This is a genomic window from Streptomyces misionensis, assembly GCF_007896895.1.
Classification (GTDB): domain Bacteria; phylum Actinomycetota; class Actinomycetes; order Streptomycetales; family Streptomycetaceae; genus Streptomyces; species Streptomyces misionensis_A.
Genome location: NZ_VOGW01000180.1, coordinates 1 through 15369, shown reverse-complemented (window position 1 = coordinate 15369; position 15369 = coordinate 1). Strand labels below are relative to the sequence as shown.

Annotated in this window: 16 protein-coding genes and 2 pseudogenes; 7 read left to right on the top strand and 11 right to left on the bottom strand. The window is 73.6% G+C overall.

The features are described from left to right. Positions 1-12: 12 nt before the first annotated feature. Positions 13-594 (bottom strand): hydrogenase maturation protease, encoded by a 582-nt coding sequence (locus tag FRZ03_RS30100; RefSeq protein ID WP_146468254.1) that lies wholly within the window; start codon positions 592-594, stop codon positions 13-15. Then, the gene (locus tag FRZ03_RS30095; protein ID WP_146468253.1) at positions 591-2300 is read right to left on the bottom strand and encodes a hydrogenase maturation protein; all 1710 of its coding nucleotides are present in this window, start codon (positions 2298-2300) and stop codon (positions 591-593) included. Before FRZ03_RS30095 ends, FRZ03_RS30100 begins: the two co-directional genes overlap by 4 nt. Before the next feature lie 196 nt (positions 2301-2496). Between FRZ03_RS30095 and FRZ03_RS30090 the strand changes: the two genes are divergently transcribed. Beyond that, on the top strand, positions 2497-2988 hold the full coding sequence (locus FRZ03_RS30090; protein WP_146468252.1) for a DUF1360 domain-containing protein: 492 nt from the start codon (positions 2497-2499) through the stop codon (positions 2986-2988). Between the two features lie 3 nt (positions 2989-2991). Here FRZ03_RS30090 and FRZ03_RS30085 read toward each other — a convergent pair whose 3' ends face one another. Continuing rightward, the gene (locus tag FRZ03_RS30085) at positions 2992-3729 is read right to left on the bottom strand and encodes an MgtC/SapB family protein (RefSeq protein WP_146468251.1); all 738 of its coding nucleotides are present in this window, start codon (positions 3727-3729) and stop codon (positions 2992-2994) included. A gap of 204 nt (positions 3730-3933) precedes the next feature. Here FRZ03_RS30085 and FRZ03_RS30080 point away from each other — a divergent pair, with 204 nt between their 5' ends. Beyond that, entirely contained in the window at positions 3934-4359 is a 426-nt protein-coding gene (locus FRZ03_RS30080; protein ID WP_146468250.1) for a DUF2267 domain-containing protein, read from the top strand. Between the two features lie 50 nt (positions 4360-4409). On the opposite strand, the gene FRZ03_RS39490 is transcribed toward FRZ03_RS30080, so the two are convergent. After that, complete coding sequence (locus FRZ03_RS39490; RefSeq protein WP_167381371.1) at positions 4410-4553, bottom strand: hypothetical protein; 144 nt, start codon at positions 4551-4553, stop codon at positions 4410-4412. 321 nt (positions 4554-4874) lie between these two features. Between FRZ03_RS39490 and FRZ03_RS30075 the strand changes: the two genes are divergently transcribed. After that, a complete protein-coding gene (locus tag FRZ03_RS30075; RefSeq protein WP_146468249.1) occupies positions 4875-6053 on the top strand; it encodes an AI-2E family transporter in 1179 nt (392 codons plus the stop codon). Positions 6054-6135: 82 nt separating this feature from the next. After that, positions 6136-7023 carry an NAD-dependent protein deacetylase gene (locus FRZ03_RS30070; RefSeq protein ID WP_146468248.1) on the top strand — a complete coding sequence of 296 codons (888 nt, stop codon included), beginning with the start codon at positions 6136-6138 and terminating at the stop codon, positions 7021-7023. Between the two features lie 16 nt (positions 7024-7039). Here FRZ03_RS30070 and FRZ03_RS30065 read toward each other — a convergent pair whose 3' ends face one another. Beyond that, positions 7040-7762 carry a DUF4232 domain-containing protein gene (locus tag FRZ03_RS30065; RefSeq protein WP_146468247.1) on the bottom strand — a complete coding sequence of 241 codons (723 nt, stop codon included), beginning with the start codon at positions 7760-7762 and terminating at the stop codon, positions 7040-7042. 245 nt (positions 7763-8007) lie between these two features. Here FRZ03_RS30065 and FRZ03_RS30060 point away from each other — a divergent pair, with 245 nt between their 5' ends. After that, positions 8008-8841, top strand: a complete 834-nt coding sequence (locus FRZ03_RS30060; protein ID WP_146468246.1) for a DUF4097 family beta strand repeat-containing protein — start codon at positions 8008-8010, stop codon at positions 8839-8841. A gap of 97 nt (positions 8842-8938) precedes the next feature. Here FRZ03_RS30060 and FRZ03_RS30055 read toward each other — a convergent pair whose 3' ends face one another. Next, the gene (locus FRZ03_RS30055; RefSeq protein WP_398661399.1) at positions 8939-9397 is read right to left on the bottom strand and encodes a PaaI family thioesterase; all 459 of its coding nucleotides are present in this window, start codon (positions 9395-9397) and stop codon (positions 8939-8941) included. 387 nt (positions 9398-9784) lie between these two features. Then, on the bottom strand, positions 9785-10339 hold the full coding sequence (locus FRZ03_RS30050) for a TetR/AcrR family transcriptional regulator (protein ID WP_146468245.1): 555 nt from the start codon (positions 10337-10339) through the stop codon (positions 9785-9787). A 101-nt stretch (positions 10340-10440) separates the two neighbouring features. On the opposite strand from FRZ03_RS30050, the pseudogene FRZ03_RS30045 reads away from it, so the two are divergent. Then, positions 10441-10605 (top strand): annotated as a pseudogene (locus tag FRZ03_RS30045) (NAD-binding protein); the annotation flags it as partial. Here the strand turns inward: FRZ03_RS30045 and FRZ03_RS30040 are convergent. Beyond that, a pseudogene (locus FRZ03_RS30040) lies at positions 10596-11033 on the bottom strand (NAD(P)H-binding protein); the annotation flags it as partial. The pseudogenes FRZ03_RS30045 and FRZ03_RS30040 overlap by 10 nt on opposite strands. A gap of 89 nt (positions 11034-11122) precedes the next feature. On the opposite strand from FRZ03_RS30040, the gene FRZ03_RS30035 reads away from it, so the two are divergent. Then, a complete protein-coding gene (locus FRZ03_RS30035; RefSeq protein WP_146468244.1) occupies positions 11123-11851 on the top strand; it encodes a TetR/AcrR family transcriptional regulator in 729 nt (242 codons plus the stop codon). Between the two features lie 30 nt (positions 11852-11881). On the opposite strand, the gene FRZ03_RS30030 is transcribed toward FRZ03_RS30035, so the two are convergent. The 3 genes from FRZ03_RS30030 to FRZ03_RS30020 form a co-directional block, all read right to left on the bottom strand. Beyond that, entirely contained in the window at positions 11882-12553 is a 672-nt protein-coding gene (locus FRZ03_RS30030; RefSeq protein WP_315902675.1) for a hypothetical protein, read from the bottom strand. Positions 12554-12651: 98 nt separating this feature from the next. After that, positions 12652-13500 carry a lysozyme gene (locus FRZ03_RS30025; protein WP_146468243.1) on the bottom strand — a complete coding sequence of 283 codons (849 nt, stop codon included), beginning with the start codon at positions 13498-13500 and terminating at the stop codon, positions 12652-12654. 138 nt (positions 13501-13638) lie between these two features. Then, on the bottom strand, positions 13639-15369 hold a 1731-nt coding region (locus FRZ03_RS30020; RefSeq protein ID WP_146468242.1), incomplete at its 5' end, for a M1 family aminopeptidase.

The following is a 15369-nucleotide window of genomic DNA, read 5'->3' as shown; positions in this document are numbered from 1 at the left end:
GCGGCCCGGGTGTCACCGATCTTCGGCCGTGCCCGCCGCTCGGAGGGGCAGCGCAGCCGCGCGCGCCGGGCCGGATTCCATCGACCGGCGCAACGCGGCGGCCGGCGCGCCCGGATCGGCCAGCAGCAGCGGGACCAGTGCGTGCAGCGCGGCCACGGCGGGTTCGACGGCCGCGCGCACCCGGGCGCTGAGCCCCGGCATGATGTCCTCGTCGCGGTCCGGCAGCAGTTCCGGCTCACAGGCCAGGACCAGGACCCGGGGCAGTGGTTCGTCGCCCAGGTGGGTGGCCAGGGCCAGCACCTTCGCCGGGTCCATGCCGTGCGCCTCGGGCGGGACGGTGCCGTCCGGGGGGTCGGCCTCGATCAGGAAGAGCGTGCCGGGCCGCCGGCCGCGCCGGGCCGCGTCCACGAGTACGGCGGTCGCGCAGCCGCCGAGCAGGTCGTAGGCGAGGTCCAGGCCGCGGATGCCGTAGTCCCGCACCCGTGCCCCGGGCGGCAGCGGGCGCCCGTCGAGGGCCCGGATCACCTCGGGCCCGAAGGCGTCGTCGGCGAGGAAGATGTTGCCCACCCCGGCCACCAGGAGCGGGGCGGTCACCGGGATTCCCCGGGCGGCGGGGTGAGCGGGCGGGGTGTGCCCGTGGGGGTCTTGCGGACGAAGGCGGCGCGCAGGGCGTGGTACGGGGCCTCGGGGTCGAAGAACACGGCGTGCATACGGGCGAGTTCGGCCTGCCGGAAGTCGGCCAGGGGCCGACGCTCCTCGTCGGCGGCGCGGGCGTCGGCCTTGGCGGCGATGCGCCGGTCCAGGTCGGGGACGGCGGCGAGCCCCGCCGCGAGCCGCTCCGCCTCGGCCGCGAACTCCCCGGGCGCGGCGGGTACGACGCGGTCCACGAGCCCGGTCCGCAGCGCGCTCGCCGCGCTCACCGGCAGCGCCTGGCCGGTGAGCCGGTCGGCCTCCTGCGGGCCGACGCGGCGCGGCAGGCTGTACGTCCACAGCTCCGAGCCGTACAGGCCCATGCGCCGGTAGTGCGGGTTGAGGACGGTGCCCGCGCGGCACCACACCTGGTCGGCGGCGAGGGCGAGCATCGCGCCGCCCGCGGCCGCGTTGCCCGCGAGCGCGGCCACCACCAGCCGGTCGGTGGTGCACAGCACCGCCTGGGCCAGGTCGTCGATGGCGTTGAGGTTGGTCCAGGACTCCAGGGCGGGGTCGGGGGCCGCCTCGATGACGTTGAGGTGGATGCCGTTGGAGAAGAAGTCCCGCGCCCCGCCGAGCACCAGGACCCGGGTGGGCCGGGTGAGCGCGTGCTCGTAGGCGGCGAGCAGGCGCCGGCACTGGTCGGTGCTCATCGCGCCGCCCGGGAAGGAGAAGCTCAGCAGTCCGACGTCGCCGCGCTCCCGGTAGCGGACGTCGGCGTAGGTGCGCCGGTGTTCCGGCAGCTCCAACGGGGCCGGGACCTCCGGGAGTCCGAGGGAAGGGTCGAGGGCGGCGAGGACGTCGGTGGCCGGGCGACGGAAGGGCGCCGGGTCGCCGGAGTTCCTGCGCGGGCGCAGTTCGGGGATCCACACCGCGCTGTCCCGGGTGGCCCGGCACACGGCGCCGGACCGCCGGGCCAGCAGCTCGCCGGGCCGGCCGCGCAGCTCGTCCTCGGGGTGGCCGCCGTGCAGGAACACCTCCCGGCCGAGGAGTTCGTCGAGGACGCCGGGGCGGGAGTCGGCGCCGCGCAGCTTGCGCAGCACCGTGGCGGTGTCGTCGTACGCCCAGTCGATGCGCCGCCGCTCCTGGGGGAACGGGTCGCGCCAGGCGACGCCGATCGAGGGGTCGCTCTGCGGGCGGGGCTTGTACGAGCCCTCGGCGTGCCGCCGTACGGCGGCGAGGACGGCGGTGACGGCGGCGTCGGAGACCTCGTTGCGGTACAGGTCGCTCTTGCCGACGGGCGCCACGCGGAAGGGCTCGGCCGCCCAGATCGGGCCCGCGTCCATCCCGGCCTCGGCCTGGAGCACGGTCACGCCCCACTCCGGTGCCTGTTCGGCGATGGCCCAGTCCAGCGAGGAGGGGCCGCGGTCGCCGGGCGGTCCGGGGTGGACGATCAGGCAGGTGTGCTCCCGCCACACGTCCTCCGGCAGGGCGGTCGTGAGCATCGGGGCGATGACGAGGTCCGGACGGTGTGCGCGCAGGGCGGCCCGGACCGGGTCGTCGCCGTGCGACGCCAGCACGACGTCCACGCGGTGTCCCCGGTCGGACAGTTCGGCGTACACCCGCTGGGAGAGGCTGTTGAACGCGCTGGCCACGAGCAGAATGTCCATGACGCGGCATGGTCGTCCCCGCGCCGCGCGCCGCGAAGGACCGCCGCGGCGTTTCGCCCGCGGCGGCGGGCCGTCTTCCGCCATCCGGCCCGCGCCGGGGCGCCCGCTCCGCCCCGCCGCGCACGTGTCGGCCCCCGCCCCGGGGGAACCCGGTCCGCGCCCTCGGCGAAGTCCGAGCCCACGGCGTGGAGGCCCCATGACGACGCACACGGCAGGCTACGACGACGGGGGCGAGGTGCCGCTCGCCGGTTACGCGACGATCGCCACCGCGTTCGCGGCGGGCACGGGCGCGTTCGCGGTGCTGGCCCGGCGCCGGGGCGTACGGCTGCCGGAGCGGGTGCCGCCGTGGGACGTCGTCCTGCTCGGAACCGCCACGTACAAGGCGTCCCGGCTGCTGGCCCGGGACAAGGTCACCAGCTTCGTACGGGCGCCGTTCACCCGCCGCTCGGGCGAGGGCGAGGCGAACGAGGTGAGGGACGAGCCCCGGGGCAGCGGGCCGCGGCGCGCCGTCGGCGACCTGCTGTCCTGCCCGTTCTGCGTCTCCGCCTGGGCCGCGGGCACCCTGGTGTGCTCCTACGCGGCGGCGCCCCGGCTCACCCGGCTGGTCTGCGGCGGCTTCGGCGCGGTGACCGTGTCGGACTGGCTCCAGTACGCCTGGACCTGGACCCAGCGGACCACAAAGGGCTGAGGCTCACTCGTCGTCCGCCGCCGGGATCAGCTCTATGTCGAGCACGCCCTCGTCGTGGAACAGCTCCGCCGCCAGCCGGGCGGGGTCCTCGGTGCCCTCCAGTTCGAGGAGGACGCGGGCGGCGTCGTCGGTACGGCCCGGCAGGCGCTCGACCTTGACCTGGACGATGCGGAAGCCGAGCCGGGTGCAGATCTGCATCAGGCGGGGCAGCAGCGCGGAGCCGGTGCGGTAGGTCAGCCGGGCCTCGAAGACGGCGGCGGCCGTGCCGGGGACCAGCCGGCCGGAGAAGTGCGAGTAGCCGCGCACCACCAGGAAGTGCAGCGCGGTCACCGCCACCGCGAGGACCGGCAGCCCGCCCCCGCAGGCCATGCCGACCGCGCAGGTCAGCCAGACGGTGGCGGCGGTCGTCAGGCCCCGCACCGCGTCCCGCCGGACGAAGATCAGCCCGCCGCCGATGAAGCCGATGCCGGAGACGATCTGGGCCGCGACGCGGGAGGGGTCGAAGGAGACGTGGTCCAGCCCGAGCACCGCGGAGAAGCCGTGCTGGGACACCTCCATCATCAGCGCGCTCGCGATGCCGACCAGCGTGTGGGTGCGCAGGCCCGCGCTCTTCTGCTGGGCCGCGCGCTCCCAGCCGATCAGGGTCGACAGCACCAGCGCGAGCCCCAGCTCGGTCAGCTGCCTGGGCCCCTGGCCGTTGTGTATGTCCCACAACGGCGCCGCCAGCCACACTCCCGCCATGCGCACCTCGCCTGCCGTTCCGCCGATGTCCTGCCGCTGGCGTCTACCCCCGAGGTGGTCCCCTGACGCTACCCCGGCCCTCCGGGACGCCGCCCGTCGGCGCGGACCGGCCGTGCGGCACCCGGCCAACCGGGGTACCCGGGCGGTACGGGCGTGCCCACGGGCCGGGCACCGCCCCGGCTTCGTGAGGAAGGGGACGGACTCATGCGCCACGACGAGATGATCGGCAAGGTGCAGGCGCTCGCCCGGCTGCCCGACCGGGGCTCCGCCGAGCGGGCCGCGCACGCGGTGGTGACGACCCTGGCAGAGCGGTTGCCGTCCGGGCTGGCCCGGCACGTGGCCGCCCAGTTGCCGCCCGACATGGCCGACGCGATGCGGCTGGCGGCGGACGCCACCGCCGCGTCCGCCGCGGAGGGCACGGCGGGCCAGCGGTTCGGGCTGACCGCCTTCGCGGGGCGGGTCGCCGACCGGGCGGGCACCGACGAGGACACGGCGCTGCGGGAGGCCGCGGCCGTCCTGGAGGTGCTGGACGCGGCCCTCGCCCCGGAGCTGACCGAGCGGATGGCGGGCGCGCTGCCCGCGGACATCCGCGAGCTGCTGCCGGTGGAGCGGGCGGGCGAGGGCGGATAGCCGGGGCGCCGTCCGCGGCCGCGCGGGCGACGCGCTCCGCGACCGTACCGTCAGCGGCGCCACGCCCGGCGGCGTCTGTGCGCGCGCTCGGGGCGGGGTTTGGACGGGCGGGTCACCCATCGGTCCTCGACCTGATCGAGGCCGAACAGCAGCAGGCTGAGCACGGGGAGAAGCAGAACCGCGACGGTGATCACTGGAGGTACTCCCTCCTGGCCGACGACACCCCGCGAGTGCCCCGGCGCGGACCCACCCCACCCGGGGTGACTGTGAAGGTCGTGTGACCACCGCCCGCACCAGGGCCGCGTGGCCCACGTCCACTGTCACACCAGTCGCCTCTGGTCACATCTCCTGGCCGGGGCGCGCCGGATCGGCGGGAGCACGGCGTGACCGGTGTACCGGCTCACGGTCGCCGAGGTGGTGGCGCCGCCCCTGTCGTGACCCGCTCCCGGACGCGTTGGACGGGCGGTCGGGTGTCCCTGTGCTTACGGTTCTCCCAGGAGCGTCGGACGGGAGCGATGGTGGGCGATGCGCGCCGGCGGGCGGCCGGGCCGGAGGGCGGCGGGCACCGGCCGGGGCGTGCGGTGCTCGGCAGCCGCCCCGCGTACTCCGTGCGTCTCTCGGCGTCGCCGCGCCCCGAGTCGCGGGCGCCGGTGACCGAGCGCACCGTGCCCTGGCTGCGCACCGCCGCCGCCTACGCCTGGCGGCTCATCCTCGTCGGCGGCGTCGTCTACGGCGTCTTCAGCGTCCTCGGCAGCTTCCAGCTGATCGCGGTCGCCCTGTTCCTGGCGCTCGTCATCACCTCGGTGCTGCGCCCGCTCACCGACCTCCTGAACCGGGTCCTGCCGCGCCCGCTGTGCGTCGCCGTCGCGCTGGTGGGCAGTCTGCTGGCGCTGCTCGCGCTGCTCGCGCTGATGGGCAACGCGGTGGCGGGCGAGTTGCCCCGGCTGGCCGGTGAGTTCAGCGGGGGTGTGCACCGTATCGAGAAGTGGCTGCAACGACCGCCGTTCCGGCTCAGCCCCGGCCGGCTGTCCGCGCTCGAACGCCAGGTGACGAACTACCTCTCGGCGCACCGGTCGAGCCTGCTCAGCAGCGCCGTCAGCGGCCTCGGCCGGGTGGTGGAGCTGGCCACGGGCGCCGCGCTCGCGCTGTTCTCCTCGGTGTTCTTCATCCACTCCGGGGAGCGGCTGTGGCACTGGGCGCAGGAGCAATTGGTGCCCGCCGGGGCGCGGCGCAACTGGGACCGGGCGGGGCGGGCGGCCTGGCGGGCCTTCGCCGGGTACACGCGCGGCATCATCATCGTGGCCGCCACCAACGCCGTGCTGGTGGGGATGGCCCTGCTGGTGCTGCGGGTGCCGCTGGCCCTGCCACTGGCCGTGCTGGAGTTCTTCGCCGCGTTCGTGCCACTGGTGGGCTCGCCGGTGGCGCTGGCGGTGGCCACGGTCGTCGCGCTGGCCGGACGGGGCCCGCTCGTCGCCCTGGCCGTGCTGGCGCTGATCGTGGTGATCGGCCAGCTGGAGGGGCATGTGCTGCATCCCGTGGTGATGAGCTGGGCGGTGCGGCTGCACCCGCTGGTCGTCGCGCTCTCGGTGATCGCGGGCAGCATCGTCGCGGGGGTGGTCGGCGCGATCGTCGCCGTTCCGCTGATCTCGGTGGTCTGGGCGGTGCTGAAGGCGTTGCGGGCGGTGCCGCCCTGAGCACGTGGAATCCGGCCTGCCCGGCGGGCACGGCCGCGGGCGCTCCCCCGGAGCGACGGGCCCGGCCCCGTACCCTTGCCGCATGCGGATGCGACCCACCCTGAGCTGGATCCCCACCGAGGAGCTGCCGCCGGGCGGCACGGACCCGGCGCCGGTCGTCGATGCCCTGCGGGCGGGCGGGGTGCTGGTGCTCAGCGGGGCGGGGATCTCCACCGAGTCGGGCATCCCCGACTACCGGGGCGAGGGCGGGAGCCTGAGCCGGCACACCCCGATGACCTACCAGGACTTCACCGCCGACGCCCAGGCCAGGCGCCGCTACTGGGCGCGCAGCCACCTCGGCTGGCGGACCTTCGGCCGGGCCCGCCCCAACGCGGGGCACCGGGCCGTGGCCGCGTTCGGACGGCACGGCCTGCTGACCGGTGTGATCACCCAGAACGTCGACGGCCTGCACCAGGCCGCCGGCAGCGAGGACGTGGTGGAGCTCCACGGCAGCCTCGACCGGGTCGTGTGCCTGTCCTGCGGCACCCTCAGCCCGCGGCGCGAGCTCGCACGGCGGCTGGAGGAGGCCAACGCCGGCTTCGATCCGGTGGCCGCCGGGATCAACCCGGACGGCGACGCGGACCTCTGTGACGAACAGGTCGGAGACTTCCGCGTGCTGCCCTGCACGGCCTGCGGCGGCATCCTCAAACCGGACGTCGTCTTCTTCGGGGAGGCCGTCCCGCGGGCGCGGGTCGAGCACTGCCGTCGCCTGGTGCGCGAGGCGGCCGCGCTGCTGGTCCTCGGTTCCTCCCTGACGGTGATGTCCGGGCTCCGGTTCGTCCGGCAGGCGGCCGAGGCCGGGAAGCCGGTGCTGATCGTCAACCAGGGCCCGACACGGGGTGACCGGCACGCCGCCGGCCGGGTCGCCCTCCCCCTGGGTCCGGCCCTGACCACCGTGGCCGACCGGCTGGGCATCACCGTCGACGGGTAGCGGCCGGCGCGGATCCCTACTTGGTGGTGTGCGTCGGGTAGACCTGAACGTCGGTGTAGGCGCCCTTGACGCTCCCCGCGCCCGCGGGCCACGGCAGGCTCACCGTGTGCGTCTCGTTCGGAGGCGTCACGAGGATGTCGGTCGGGGACGTGAGGCTGTTGCCGCTGTTGTCGATGTCGTAGGCGATGTCGAAGACAGCGGCGTCACCGGGCTTCAGGATGGTGACGCGGGGCTGGGCGGGGCCGCGCTCGATGGGGCTCGAGGTGTGGTCGGCGTCCTTGATGTCGACGCCCGCGAACCCCGTCGCCGAGCAGGTGGTCGAGCCCCGGTTGACCATGGTGATGTCGATCCTGCCGGAATGCGGGTCGGGCGCGGCGTCGGCGGCGTCGATGGCCAGGTTCGCCGTCCTGCAGAACGCGATCCTGCCGCCGGTCGTCGTCGTCCCGTTCCCGGAGTCGCCGCCGGCCCGGGTGTTCCGTCCGGAGTCCGACGTCCCCGCGCCGGCCTCCGCGCTGCCGGAGCCCGACTCACCCTGCGGCCTCTGGCCACCGTCCGGCGTCGAGCCGCCGTCCGAGGACGGGGAGGACGAGGCCGAGGAAGAAGACGCGGAGGAAGCGGACGACGCCGAGGGGCCCTTGGCGGACGAGTCCTTCCCGGAGCCGTTGCTTCCACAGGCGGTGAGCGAGAGGGTGGCGGCGACGCCGAGGGCGGCCAGCGCGGTGATGCGGGTGTACTTCACGGTGTTCCCCCAGGAGCAGTGCGGTGCGTGCGGTCGAAAGCATTTGTATCCCGCACCGAGTCACAGCCGGCTCCGTGCCTCGTCTTCGTTCTGTCACAGGGAATTCGACGTCCTCACGGCCTGCCGAGACGCCGCCGTACGGAACGGACGGGGGGCGAACGGCCGCTTCCGGACGGGCGGAGCGGGCCGGCGCCGACCGCGTGAGCGAGGTGCACACAACCCGTCCTCCCGGGCACACGCATGCCATGACGTCATCATGGATCGGCCAGAGCAGCCAGAGCCGCCCGAACTCCGGGCGCACGTCCCGTCGTGGTGGCCGAGCGGCCCGGGTCGCGGGTGCGCTGCTGCCGCTGCTGGTCCTGACGGCCTGCGGCCACGGCGGTGACCGGGCGCTGCCGGGGACCGTGCACGGCGAACGTGGCGGGAGGTTCGAGAAGGCCGCTCTCGCGGACGGCAGCCGTCTTCTCATCACCACTCAGGGCGGTGTACGGGTCGTCGGCACGGACGACGACCATGTGGCAGTGGACGACCGGACCTTCGCCCGCTGGACCGGGGACGGTCGCACGCACACCCTCGACCTGCCCTGCGACGAGGCCGACGGCCGGGCCGGGGACAACTGCGGCGGGATGCCGCTCGTGCGCGTGCCCAGCGGTGTCACGCTCACCGTGCGGGCCCGCGATGCCGGCATCGATGTGAGCCAGGTGCGGGGCGAGTTGAGCCTGAGCACCGTCAACGGTGACGTCACCGTGCAGGACTCCGGCACGAACCGGGGCCGCCTGCACCTCGTGACCCGCAACGGCTCCATTCGCGCGACCGGCCTGGCGGCGCGTGGCGTAGGGGCCGAGACGGTCGACGGCGACGTCGACCTGCTCTGCGCCACCTCGCCCGACACGCTCGACGGCGTGACCCGCAACGGCTCGGTGCGCGTGACCCTCCCGGCGGACGCCCCGCCGTACGCGACCGACGCCGGCACCACCAACGGCCGCTCCACCGTGGACGTTCCGGCCGCCGCCGGGGACCACCGGCACCGGCTGACGCTGCGCACCGTGAACGGCGACACCGAGGTCCACCGGGGCTGAGGGAGCTCGGGCCGGGGGACAGGACGACAGGCGGACCCGGCCGCCGGTCGCACCGGCCTCGAGCTCGGCCGAGCGGGCACCGACCGTGTCGGATCCCTTACCGGTCCGGCCGTGACTCCAGGCAGATGAGCGTCTGCTGTCCGGTGGCGATGAGGGTCTTCCTGTCCCCTTCGTGGCTGAAGACCTGGAGCTGGCACACCGTCAGCGTCCGGCCGGACTTGAGCACGGTGCCGACCGCCTCGATGTGGTCACCGGCGGCGGGGGCCAAGAGGTTGATCTTGTATTCCACCGTGAGCACGGTGGAGTTCTCCGGGAAGAGCGTGAAGGCCGCGTAGCCGCCCGCGCTGTCGGCGATGGCACTGGTCGCGCCGGCGTGGATGTAGCCGTGCTGCTGGGAGACTTCCTCGACCCTGGGCAGCGTGATGTGCACACGGCCAGGAGCGATGTGCGTGATACGGGCTCCCAGATGACGCATGAGCCCTTGCCGGTCGAAACTGTCCTGGACGCGGGCCAGTACCTCGGGGCTGACCTGATCCTGTAACACCTGCTGTTCCAGTTCCACGTCTCTCCTCGCGCTGTCGTCGTCGACGGTTGCGGCCGTGCGGCCCGAGACTACTCCGCGGCGCGGGAGCCACATGATCCGAACACGGGATCACTTGTTCCCTCGAACAGGTGGCCATCGTCCATTCGAGCGCCTCGACTGCTTCGATCGGGTGATACTTACGTTGTGCGAGTGACGGGCTGCAGACCGTAACCGCGCACAGTCCCAACGCATAGGCACAGCGCAAGGAGCAGCACCACCATGAACATCCTCACCAACGTCCTCGCCGGTCTCGTCCACCTCGTCGGGTGGCTGGTCTGACACCTCAGGACGCGTGAAGCGCAGCGGCGCCGCCTCCCGGTCCCACGGAGGCGGCGCCGCCGTCGTGCCGCCCTCCCCGGCTCAGCGCAGCGCCGCGGCCACCAGCCCGGCGATCTCCTCGTCCCGGACGTCGCCGCCGTTCACCAGCCGGTCGAACACGAGCCCGTCGACACAGGTCAGCAGCGTGATCGTCCGCTCCCGCGGTTCCGCCACCCCGTGCGCGGCGAGGAAGTCGCACACCGCCTGCCGCGCCCGGTTCTCGCGCGGCACCAGGATCTCGCGCAGTTCGGGGTGCCGGGTGCTCTCGACGGCGCAGGCGTAGCGCGCGAGCGAGCGCCTGCGCCCGTCCCCGGAGAGCCGCGCCCGCACCAACGCGGCGATCCCGGCGGCCAGTTCATCGGCGTCCCGCACCGGCAACCGCGCCGACATCTCCTCCAGCTCCGCCTGATCGAGCGCCACGAGACGCCGTACCAGCGCGGTGAGCAGGGCCTGGCGGGTGCGGAAGTAGGCGGAGGTGGTGCCGGGCGGCAGGTCCGCCGCCCGGTCGACGGCGCGGTGCGTCAGCCCCCGGACACCGCTGTCGGCGAGGACGCTGATGGCCGTGTCGGCGAGATGAGTACGTCGGTCTGTGGACACCTCCTCTTTCTACACCCCTCCTTCTACGGCTGTAGAAGCTCTGCGGTACGGTCTTCCACAGTCTTCTACAGCTGTAGAAACCCGAGATGAAGGGGGCCGGCATGAGTGGGACGGCGGTGGTCGTCGGGGGCGGCATCGGCGGGCTGGCGGCGGCCATCGGGCTGCGCCGGATCGGCTGGCGGGTGCGGGTGGTGGAGCGGGCCGACGTCCTCGACGACGCGGGCGCGGGGATCTCACTGCACGCCAACGGGTTGCGGGCGCTGGAGGCGTAGAACCCGTTGCGCAGCGCGGTCCAGGGCAGGCCGGTGGCGCGCAGCAGGTCCTCGGTCTCGGCGTGGTCCCGGCAGGCCTGGAAGCGGGAGTCGTGGGCGGCGCCCATCTGGCTGGTGTAGAGGATGCGTCCGACGCCGGCCCGCACGGCGGCGTCGATGGCGGCGCGGTGGCCGTCGACGCACTCCCGGCCCGTGCGGTCGAGGGAGACGAGGAGCAGCTGGTCGGCGCCCTCGAAGGAGTGTGCGAGCGAGGCGGGGTCGTCGAAGCTGCCCTGCCGGACGCGGACGCCGCGGTCGGCGAGGTCCCGGGCCTTGCGGGGGTCGCGAACGCTGACGCCGACACGGTCGGCGGGGACGCGCTCCAGGAGTCGCTGGACGGTGCGGCGGCCGAGCTTTCCGGTGGCTCCGGTAACGATGATCATCGACTTCTCCATTGACTGTTTCCAGTGGAAGCACGGCTACAGTAACACTGGAAATTCCAGCGGAACCATATTTTCGGTACCATCGATTCATGGCTACGCGCGATTCAACCGGCAACCCTCGGCACCGCATCGTGGAAGCCGCCGTCGAGCTGCTGGAGAACGGCGGCCCCGACGCGGTGAGCACCCGCGCGGTCGCGGCCGCGGCGGGCATGCAGCCGCCGGCGATCTACCGCCTGTTCGGCGACAAGGAGGGACTGCTGGAGGCCGTCGCCGAGCAGGGCTACGCGCAGTTCCTGGAGCAAAAGCGCGCACAGCTCGATCCCGCCCCGCAGGACCCGGTGGAGGAGCTGCGCCGCGGCTGGGACATGGTGGTGGAGTTCGGGGTCTCGCGCCCGGAACTGTTCGCGGTGATGAGCCGGGCCTCCGGCCGGGGATCGGACGCGGCGCACCGCGCGGGCCTGGAGATCCTCCACGGGCGGGTGCGGCGACTGGCCGCCGGGGGGTGGTTGCGGGTCGACGAGGAACTGGCCGCCCAGATCATCCGGGCGACCGGCCAGGGCGCGGTCACCACCTGGCACTCCACCCCCGCGGACCGCCGCGATCCGGCGCTGCTGACCGTGCTGCGCGAATCCATGATCGCGGCTGTCACGCGTACCGAGCCGCTGGTCCCCGCCGCGGAGTCCGGTCCCGCCGCGGCGGCCCGCGCGCTGCGTGCCGCCCTCCCCGACGGCGCCGGTGTCCTGAGCGAGGCCGAGCAGCGCCTGCTGCGCGAGTGGCTCACGCGCCTGGCGGCGGACGGTGGCGCGTCCCACGCCTGACCAGGCCGCCCGCTGCCGAGGACGCGGGGGTCAGTACAGCTGACCGGCCAGGGGCCGTACGCCGATCGACCACGGCCCGTCCGACTGCGCGTGGATGAGGCACGGGCCGGTGAGCGGCACCTCTCCGGTCCAGGGACCGACATGGTTGGCCAGCTCGTCGAGGAAACCGGAGCCGTCCGGCTCGAAGGTGTCGACGAGGAAGCAACCGCCGTCGGAGCGCGGGGCACCCGCGTACCGCAAGCGAGCGACGGCGGGGCCGCCTTCGTAGCGCAGGACGTCCGACGCGCCGCGCTCGGCATGCCCTTGGAGGACGACGGCGTCGTCCAGGCCGGTCACCTCGACCACCCAGGGTCCGTCCGCGTCGATCCGCAGGGCGCGCACCGGGCGGTCGTCGGCGTTGACCAGGGCGCGGCACGCGAAGGGCCCGTCGGTGTAGACGAGTTGGCTCCCCGAGCGCATCCTGCCGTCCAGCGCGTCCACGACGAAGTGGCCGCGTCCGTGGTGCGCGATGCCGACGACGACCGGCGCCGACGAGGTGGTCAGCTCCATCACCCGGCTCCCGTCGCCCGCGAGCCGCTGGAGCACCGGGACGCCCGCGCCCACCGGCACCCGGCCCGGTCCGCCCCCGACGGCCGCGAACCCGTCCGCCTTCACCTTGGCCACCGTGCCCCGCGCGACCCGCCCTCTGCGCAACCAGTTCACCCCGTCCCCCTCCCGGACCGGCGCCACGGTACGCCACCGGGCCTCGGCGCGCGATCGGTTTCCCGTCGGCGCCGCCGTCCCGCCCTCCTGGCCGGGTGTCAGCCGGAGGCGAAGTCGCGCAGCTGGTCCAGGTTGCCGTTGAAGCGGTCGTGGTCGCCCACCGTCTTGCCGGTGGAGGTGTACTGCCACATGGTGTAGGACGACCAGCCGGCCGGCAGCGTGCCCGGTGTGGAGGCGTAGCGGGCGATCCACAGCGGGTTCGCGGCGAAGCCGCGGTAGTTGCCGGTGCACTGGGACCACCAGCTGGTGGCCGTGTAGATCACGGCCGCGCGGCCGGTGCGGGCCTTGTACCTGTTCAGGAAGTCCCGGATCCAGCCGACCATCTGACTCTTCGACTTGCCGTAGCAGGCCGGTCCGTACGGGTTCCACTCGATGTCGAGGACGCCGGGCAGCGTTCTGCCGTCGCGTGACCACCCGCCGCCGTGGGCGAGGAAGTAGTCGGCCTGGGCGGCGCCGCCGGTGCTGTCCGGGGTCGCGAAGTGGTAGGCGCCGCGCACCATGCCGAGCTTGTACGGGCCGTTGTACTGCTGGGTGAAGTAGGCGTTCTTGTACGACGTGCCTTCCGTGGCCTTGGTGTACGACCAGCGCACCCCACTGCCGTACAGGGTGGACCAGGCGACGTCGCGCTGGTGGCTGGAGACGTCGACGCCCTCCGTCTGGCCGGTGCGGGAGCCGGAGAGCGAGTCGTCGGTGGCGTCGCCGAGGGCACCGTCGTGGGCGAGGACGCCCATGCCCATGTAGGCGCTGCCCCGCTCGGGGGTCACGGCGGCGCTGTCGGGCACGGCCGCCGGGACGGACAGGGTGAGGAGGAGGCCGGTCAGCACGCCGGTGACGGTCAGGCGTGAGCGGCCGCGGGAACGGTGTGTCGAGCTTCGCACGGATTCCATCTGACCCGTCATCGGGCGGTGCCGCACTCCGGGCTCCGCCCAACACGCCCGCCCGATACCGCGTTTGGGCCATACGGGTGGCCCCGGCACAGGGATGCCGGCCGGTCGCGGGACCCGCCCGCGACCGGCCGGTGCCCGTCAGCCGTCGATGCGGTGCTGGGTCCAGAAGGACGTCAGGTCGGTGCTGGTCGCGGCCTGTGCGGCGGCCTTGAAGTCGGCCGTGGTCGACACGCCGTACCAGTGCGCCGTCGCGTAGTCCTTCAGCAGTTTGGCCATGGCGGTGTCGCCGATGACGCGCCGGAGGTCGTGCAGGGCGCATTTGCCGTAGCCGTAGACGACGGTGGAGTAGCGCGAGGAGTGCGCGTCCCAGTAGGCCATCGAGTTGGTGATCTTCTCCGCGCTGGACGCCCAGGAGACGCTGTTCCAGCAGTTGGTGCCGGTGTTGCCCTGGGCGAGGTCGGTGGCGTAGTCGGCGAACGACTCGTCCAGCCAGGGGCTGTTGTACTCGTCGTCGCCGACGATGCCGTACCACCACTGGTGGCCGATCTCATGGGTGAGCGCGGTGCTGCTGACCAGGTCGAGGACGAACCCGGGGTACTCCATCCCGCCGAACCAGTAGTTGTTGTCGAGCACCGCGTCCAGTTCGCCGTACGGGTAGGCGCCGAAGCGGGCGGCGTGGGTGTCCACGGCGGACATGGCGGTGCTGAGCATGGAGCGGGCGCTGGTGGAGCTGATCCCGGAGACGGAGTAGACGTTCACCGCGACCCCGGACGGGGAGGTGCCGGAGATCTTGGTGAAGGGCCCGGCGGCCCAGGCGAAGTCGCGGACCTGGGAGGCGGTGGCGGTGGTGACGGTACGGCCGCCGGTGCCGGGGGTGTCGGTGGAGGTGCCGGTGGCCGGGACCAGCAGGCCGCTCGGGTGGTCGAGGGTGACCTTGAAGTCGGCGGCCAGGGAGTAGAAGGCCTCGCCGTTGTTCGTGTACGGGTCCAGGTGCCAGCCCGCCGCGTCGCGGACGGCGAGGACGGGCAGCGCGTTGCCGATGAAGCTGTAGGCGCCGTCGTGGCCGAAGCGGTCGGCGCCGCTGGGCACGGTGATGCCGAGGTCGAAGCCGATCGTGGCGCTCCGGCCCTGGGCGAGCGGGGCCGGCAGGGCGATCTTGAGCGCGGTGCAGGCCACCGAGAGGTCGCCGGCGGTGCCGCCGGTGACGTTGGAGACCTTGATGGGCATCGCGTCGCAGGTGCCGTGGTAGTTGTCCCACAGCCGCAGGTAGACCTCGTTCAGCGCGGTGGCGGAGGCGTTGGTGAACGTCACGCTCTCGTGCCCGGTCCAGGCGGTGCCGCCGGTGTCACTGCTGAGGTTCACGGTGTACGAGGGGGCCGCCGGGGTGCGGGTGCCGTCGGTGGCCGGGGGTGCGCTGCCGCCGGAGGTGTCGAGGGCGACGTCGTCCAGGACGAAGCTCGTCTGGAGGCTGGAGTCCTCGGTGCCGGTGAAGGACAGGTCCACCGTCTGCCCGGCGAAGGACGACACGTCGAACGACTTGCGCACGTAGCCGGTGTTCTTGTCCAGATTGGACCAGCTGCCCAGGGTGGTGCCGCCGATCTTCGCGGTCAGCTTGTCGTACGCGGTGGCGGAGGTCGTCTCGGCCGTGTCGATGTGCAGCCAGAAGCTGAGCGTCGCGGTGCCGCATCCGCCGGGAACGGTGACGCTCTGGGCGAGGCTGTCGGTACGGGTCCTGCCGGTGCCGTCCAGCCAGGCGTAGGTGCTGCCGCCGTGGGCGCTCTGCCCCGTGCGGCTGGTGATCACGGTGGTCGGGGACGCGGTCCACGCCGAACCGCCGTTCTCGAAACCGCCGTCGGCGACCACCTGGGC